A 237-nucleotide genomic window follows, 5' to 3' on the forward strand; every position below is an offset into this window, starting at 1 on the left:
GCCCCGAAGTCGTATGCGAACAACCTGGACGGCTGGATCCGTCAGTCGCTCGACATCATGAAGAACAAGGGCATACCCGGCTCCTACGAGGGCCTGCACCGCAACATCATGCGCGAGTCCTCCGGCAACCCCAACGCCGTCAACGACTGGGACATCAACGCCATCAACGGCATCCCCTCCAAGGGCCTCCTCCAGGTGATCCAGCCCACCTTCAACACGTACCACGTCAAGGGCACC

Annotated in this window: 1 pseudogene; it reads left to right on the forward strand. The window is 61.6% G+C overall.

Annotated features, from left to right (window positions below):
• Positions 1 to 237: pseudogene (locus tag IF23_RS0130805) on the forward strand (transglycosylase SLT domain-containing protein); the annotation flags it as partial.

The organism is Streptomyces catenulae, from assembly GCF_000718015.1.
Taxonomy (GTDB): domain Bacteria; phylum Actinomycetota; class Actinomycetes; order Streptomycetales; family Streptomycetaceae; genus Streptomyces; species Streptomyces catenulae.